Source organism: Vibrio sp. R-1, from assembly GCF_035615595.1.
GTDB classification, from domain to species: Bacteria; Pseudomonadota; Gammaproteobacteria; order Enterobacterales; family Vibrionaceae; genus Vibrio; species Vibrio cholerae.
Map to the genome: position 1 here is coordinate 1 of NZ_WPDC01000129.1, position 6,258 is coordinate 6,258.

Here is a 6,258-nt window from a genome sequence, read left to right on the forward strand (position 1 = left end):
AGAAGAACTTGCTATAAGGCAATGCCCATAGGTTTAACACCATCAGTACCGCTAAGCAGCCAAAAGTGAGCTGCATACCGCGCACACGATTAGGAATGGTGGCTTTAAACATCGAATCAGCGTGTAACACCCGCCCTACCACGAAGGCCACGCCGAGTGCGTGAATCCACCACACATTAACGCCATTCATTTCAGCTAAACCGAGTAGGATTAGGAAAATGGGAATGTATTCCGTCGCATTACTCTGCGCACTGCGCGCCCGAACTAAGGCATCCACACCACCATCGGCAAACAGCACCTGATGTTTACGCCGCTGACGAATCACCTGTACGGCTAAATAAATCAACCAGCCGCACAGCACGACGGCATATCCTGTTGTGACCATAACCGTTCCTAAACACGAATATCTAGAATAATGAGTATAGATGAAAGTTTTATAAAAATTTAATCCACCCAATCATCACGGCTAGTAAAACCATCTATGTATACCATTGGTGTCATAGAGCTTATTACTTTTTCAATCTTCTCATTGATCATTTTTACTTCGTCATCAGTCGCTCTATAAGAAGATGATAGTTTATTGTCTCCAGTTAACTGTTTAAAAAGCATAGAATAATAATATCTTTCATGTTCATCCTGACTATTGAAATAATTCTCATATATTTCAAAGGTGGATCCTAAACGAGTCAGTTGTTCCATACGCTTTGTAAATATTTCTTCATCAAGATCAACTTCTAATAGTCTTTTTATTGCTGGTATGTAATTATTATTAGACGCAATTGTTAATAAATCAATAGCCAAATTATACTGTTCTGTTGTTCTGGCTTCGTACTTATCTTTACCCTGTGGACGAGTTAAAATGGTATTTATATAGTCCATTAAGGGTTGGTAATAATGAGCTTGAGAAAAGCGAATCACCTCTTGAATATACTGAGCACGAGTCTCTTTCGATTGGTCTAACTCTTGCTGTTGTAGTAGAAAATATTGAGCACGCAGATCGCCTTGCGCTGCGAGAGGTTTAAAAAGCTCGATGGCTTTTTGAAAATTATCGTCTGTGCAAAGTCGAGCTGAATTCGGATCACTAATTCCTAAGGATTTAACAACCTGACTATCTAATGATCCTGACCCTAAATAAGCACAAGCAAGGCTATTTTTTGCGATAGCTAAAGCTGCGTATGGATTACCCGAGGTTAATGACTTAAAGATTAAATTTGTAACTTCGCGTCTCTTATTATTATCTAAAAGTATCATTTTTGCGTACCACAACATTGCATCAGAATTACCTTCTTCGATTAGAACGAGTAACCCACTCTTTGCTACACTCCATTTCCCATGCTGAATATTGACCAATATGTCATACATCTTATCTCCCGGCTTTACGGTGCTCGAGATATAAGGATCAGCTGATTTTTTATTAATATTTTCGGTAATAAATGGCTGAAATAGGGCAATATCATCTTGTGGGTTAGGCTTACAAGCCACCAGCCCAATCATAATACTCAGCAGCAAGACAAAACGGGTAAGTCGATTAGGATAAGGCTTCATGGATACTCCAATTGATAATAGTTTCGTTCTTTTTCACTAGCTCCAAGTGTGACTCTGTTTCTTGCCATATTTGCACTTTTTGACCGACCACTGGATTTTGTACCAAACCAATCGGGTAAGCAAAATACTGGGTTGGCTTGGGAACTCCAACCAGCAGGCCACTCTGGAATGACTCATCATAACGTGTTAATAGCATGTTTTTACATAACATTTTAGATTCTTGGTCAAACAATCTAATTAAGCGCCCTCTTTCCGCACTACCAAATTCTTTCACAAACCTTGCCAATCTTAGCCACTGGGCTTGATAGGTTTGCCATTCCACCTGATGGTCTTTTTTGCCTGCGGGAAGTTTCCCCATCGCAATCAGAGTTTCTTTCCACTGCCTTTGGTTGGCTTCTTCACCAACGCTCTTATCTGCCGATAGCCACTGCATAATTTGTACAATGGCTTGGGCTTGCAGTTGATTCGCTTTCTGCTTCGTTCTGGATTGGCCTTGAACTAAACTGCTTAAAATATTACAGAGCGTTTCTGGAGGTAATGTCACTATCCATTGGCGCATAACTTCCGTTTTATCTGTATCCGTTATACGTCTTGCTAAAAACGGCGCATATTCTCGGCTCAGTACCTGTTGCTTATAACCCGCTAATGCGGTTACAGGCATCAGTGATACCTGCGCCACACTCAAACCCATACCGAGCACAAGCGTCATTAAGCTATTCAGTTCATTAAAACTATCATTAATGCCATTGGCATCCGCCTCTCCAAAAATCGCTAAGCGGCGGAAATGACTCTGTTTTAACACGCCAAGTAAACAACCAATAAACTCATCAGCAGCGTTAGCATCAATATTAATCGCCACTTTACCCGTGCAGCCGGGTCCCACAACCAGCCCCGCTGAAGCCACTAAGATGATTACCCCACCCTGAACCAGCAGACGAAACTCGGCGTGATAACCCGCACCAAATGAACCTGATAACTTACCATCAATTGAGCCCAACTTTTTCGGTGGCTTAGGAGGCTTACTCTTAGTTAAGCACTTCACCTCAGGTGGAGCCCAATACACAGTAGCGCCTAAAGTCCCCCCAGCCTCTACCCCCGCAAATGCATCAACACTAATCGCCGCTTCTCCGGCATAAGCTGCTTGTTCCGCGCTCCTTAAACTTCCCCCCCCAAAGGTATAAGCATCGTAAATATTGGGATCTAATAACCCTATAGTACTGCCTTTAATACCAAAGCCGTCACTCACATCACTCGGCCCTATGGCGAGCTTAGCGCTTAATTGACATGATGCAGCAGCCAATCCGTAAACGGAGCCTGTGATGCAAACCCGCAAATCACCCGCTTCATATTTATGTTCACGACTGTGTTTATCAAGGTAGGTTAAGTTAATGCTATACCCTTTCACTTGCTCCACCTGCTCTGGCTTCATAGCTTTATTTTCAGGGATAAGCGGGAGCCAAAATGCAAAGCTAAGCAGGCCTTGCAAAGCCGTGAACTGAGCAGATATTGAACCAGAACCACCAATATCTCGGCGCTTTTTGATTAAATTTTGGTAAGTGCTGACTGGTGAATTGAGATCAGCTTCAGCCTTAGTCGATAAGCGCAATAACTGAGCACCGGCATCAACCGAATAAGCCGATGTTTCACCATTTGGTCCCTTGCCACCTTGGTAATGGTAGCTATCTTGCCAGAATGCAGTATCGAACTCAGCGCTGGCTTTGATGGGCATTAAATCTAGCGTATTTTCTGGCTTACTCAGCGCGTTCAGGGCGTCAGTCAATGAACCGACTTCGACAATTTTTTTTCCTGATGATTGCGCGGTGCTAAAGGTTATCCTTTCGGTGATAACTCGTACATGCCCGGCCGCTATGGCCGCTTCTCGATCCTCGTTGTTTTCTGGAATAAGCCAATGTGGGCCTCGGATATAGAACACTTCCTTATCTGAAAGTAAACAACACTCCACCGCTTGGAGATCGTTAGCTCCTGCTTTATTAATAAAACCTGACTTCTGCTTTTCTTTAGGCTCATACTTAGTTTCATCCCATAGCAGGGTCAGCGTCGGCGGCATCTCGCTCTCATTACCCAGAGTAAACTCTAAACTACCCGCACCTTGCGCAGCGCGTTTTTGAGCCAGTGATTTTAAGTACTCTAAGCGTGCTACCGCGAGTTTTTTAACCCAAAGTAATTGCCTAAACAGTTCATCAATCGGAGTTGACCTGTCGTTACCCAGCACCTGTGACAGGGCATTTTTATGTTTATTGATTGTCGCATCGATAACCGCTGATAGTGCTGTCGCCGTAAAATAGGACCACGCAGCCGGGCCTTTGACAATTCGGTTGAGATGAACATCCAAAAGATCATTATCAAATTGATCGCCAGCGGTTTCTTCATATAAGTTTTTGATGAGCTGACTGTCATTGATGATATCGAGTGCTTTGCCCGACTCTCGCCAATTATTAATTTTTTTTAACGCTGCAGGGCCGCAAGCTATGCCAGATTCGCCTTCCAACTGATTTAAAGTTAAACACTGTTCTTTAATGACTAAGCCATAATGGTTGAGACTTTTTAAACTTATCGCACATACAAACGCTTTTTGATTAGCAAGAAACTCTTGTTGCTCTTGAATTGAGAGCATCGTCATACGAGAGCCTTGTTCTAAGGCTTGTTGTAACTGTTTTGGCCACGATGCTAAATAAGCTCGAGAACGTTGAACGCCCATGCTGAGTAAATTTTGCTCAGCATGACCTCGACTGGAATGCATTTGCCGTATCAAAAATGCCAACGTATTTTGGTGAGTACTGGTAAAGTACTTCAGCTGTTTATGGTACACAAATTTACTACCATCATCAGCTACATGGTCTTTTGCGGCATTTTCGGCAGCTTTTTCAAGCCGTTGGATCTCTTCTTTAATTTTGTCGATAACCAAAGCTCGTAACTGGTGATTGATCTGTTTTTCAAACACAGGGCCTTCTGGTGATGGACGATATAAATTACCAAATTTTCCGTAGTATAAGTGCCTGTTTTTGGCCTGCTCGCGATGAGATAGCTTCTTATGCGTTTCTTCTAGAGGCACACCAATCAATAGAGCGACATCAAGCAAAAAGTCATTGGGATTCGTCCCATCAACTCTAAATGCTTCATTTTTAATCACAAGATTAGCCAGTAAGAGTGTTTTATATTTTTCAGCCTCTTCTGGTGTCATAAATTGTTCGTGAACTTTTGCCGAAAACTTTGAAATTAAACCTAATTTATTGAGGTTTTTCATCGTGGCTTCGACATCATTCTTAACTATAGCTTGCGCTATATTCGCCCTTTCTATTGCTATTTTTTCTTTGGCTTGCTCGGTTAAGGCATACCAAGCTTGTTTCCCCGTTTTAGGGTGGGCGGGCACATACAATATGTCAGCGTATTTCATTGAGCTTTGGCATGTATCGTTGCCGCCATTTGGCTGAGTCGGTGGCTCAACTAAGTCAATCCGAGAACCATCAAACTCAATGGGCTGAGTTAAATCCTCTGGAAGCTTTAAAACGTCACCTTCATAGATAAGATTAGGATCTTTAATCTGTTGGCTGTTGAGTTTGAGCAATTCATCAACAGACACGTTGAAACGCTTAGCTAATACACTTAAGCAATCGTTCTTCAAAATGGTATAGGTTTTATCGGTCATGTTTACACCCACAGCTTAAAAATCGGCGAGGTCAGGTTAACGGCTTGAGAAGGTTCAGACACTTGAGGTGGATAGTGCAATGTTTGTCTATGATGTGCGGTATCCACCCAATGAATAGCCTGAGCTGGACCTAATAGGGTTGCAATGTCTATATCGTTCAGCTGTGATGCGGTTTGATTCCAAAAAGCATTGGTATAAAACCGTAAAAAACAGGCTTTATTATCAATCTTAACCTGAAGTAGTGACTGTAAATATTCGGTGAATTCAAATCCATCGTGGCGAGAATCTAACTCAAATATCACTGAACTTGAGTCAAAATTGGGAAGGGTTAGCCACTTTTCTAATACTGCACTATGACTACCGATGTTAAGTAGCAATGGGCTTTTGTCCTGCAAATAATCAAAATCGGAACCTGCGAATAAAACTATCGCTTGCTCGACTTTCATCTTATTGGTGATTACCGATATCGCATCAGGGATACGAATCGTATCCACAACTAACCAATAATTAATGGTATTCCGTTGACTCATGAGGCACCTCGTTCACATGGACAATCACCTCGTGGACATGAGCCATCGCTTTGTCTTTGACACATTTTTGCAAGCGGTACGTTTGCCATTGCTAAGGTTGCCATCGTCGGCGCTGAAAGTTGTAGAGGTAATGGATTAGGCGCAGCAGGGGTGGCCTTCATCTGATGTGGCAACTCGGCCATTTTACCGCCATAGCCAGAGCCGCTGCCTGCGCTGCCGCCAGAGTTGAGGTTAATAGCAGAGCCGACGACGTGCACACCGCCAGCATCGACTTTAATAAAACTGCCACCCGCTTTGATGGTGAGCTCGTTGCCTGCTTCCAAGACCAGTTTGTTACCCGCTTTAAGGTGAACCTCTGTGCCTGCATCGTAAATCGCTTTGTTGCCGATTTTTTGCTGCAATGAACCGCCGATTTCGCTGCTGCTGTCGAGTTTGACGAGCGTACGACTTTCCCCCTCGACCGTCAGGTGTTGATTGCGTTTAATCTCGGTGAACTGGTCGTTTTCAACGGTCAGA

Annotated in this window: 5 protein-coding genes; all 5 read right to left on the reverse strand. The window is 43.1% G+C overall.

Annotated features, from left to right (window positions below; translation table 11 throughout):
* On the reverse strand, positions 1-385 hold a 385-nt coding region (locus GOU96_RS16485), incomplete at its 3' end, for an MAPEG family protein (RefSeq protein WP_206500476.1).
* 59 nt (positions 386-444) lie between these two features.
* Positions 445-1,545: a sel1 repeat family protein gene (locus tag GOU96_RS16490; protein WP_113628971.1), complete on the reverse strand. Its 1,101-nt coding sequence runs from the start codon at positions 1,543-1,545 to the stop codon at positions 445-447.
* Positions 1,529-5,212, reverse strand: a complete 3,684-nt coding sequence (locus GOU96_RS16495; protein ID WP_267780839.1) for a LysM peptidoglycan-binding domain-containing protein — start codon at positions 5,210-5,212, stop codon at positions 1,529-1,531. Before GOU96_RS16495 ends, GOU96_RS16490 begins: the two co-directional genes overlap by 17 nt.
* 2 nt (positions 5,213-5,214) lie before the next feature.
* Positions 5,215-5,742: a DUF4123 domain-containing protein gene (locus tag GOU96_RS16500; protein ID WP_000083095.1), complete on the reverse strand. Its 528-nt coding sequence runs from the start codon at positions 5,740-5,742 to the stop codon at positions 5,215-5,217.
* Positions 5,739-6,258 (reverse strand): bacteriophage T4 gp5 trimerisation domain-containing protein (locus GOU96_RS16505; protein ID WP_420719701.1); only part of this gene is annotated, 520 nt, incomplete at its 5' end. The genes GOU96_RS16500 and GOU96_RS16505, both read right to left, overlap by 4 nt.

Excerpts from the sequence above, each read along its gene's own strand:
- GOU96_RS16490 (WP_113628971.1), bottom strand. The coding sequence starts at position 1,545 with ATGAAGCCTTATCCTAATCGACTTACCCGTTTTGTCTTGCTGCTGAGT.
- GOU96_RS16495 (WP_267780839.1), bottom strand. The coding sequence starts at position 5,212 with ATGACCGATAAAACCTATACCATTTTGAAGAACGATTGCTTAAGTGTA.
- GOU96_RS16500 (WP_000083095.1), bottom strand. The coding sequence starts at position 5,742 with ATGAGTCAACGGAATACCATTAATTATTGGTTAGTTGTGGATACGATT.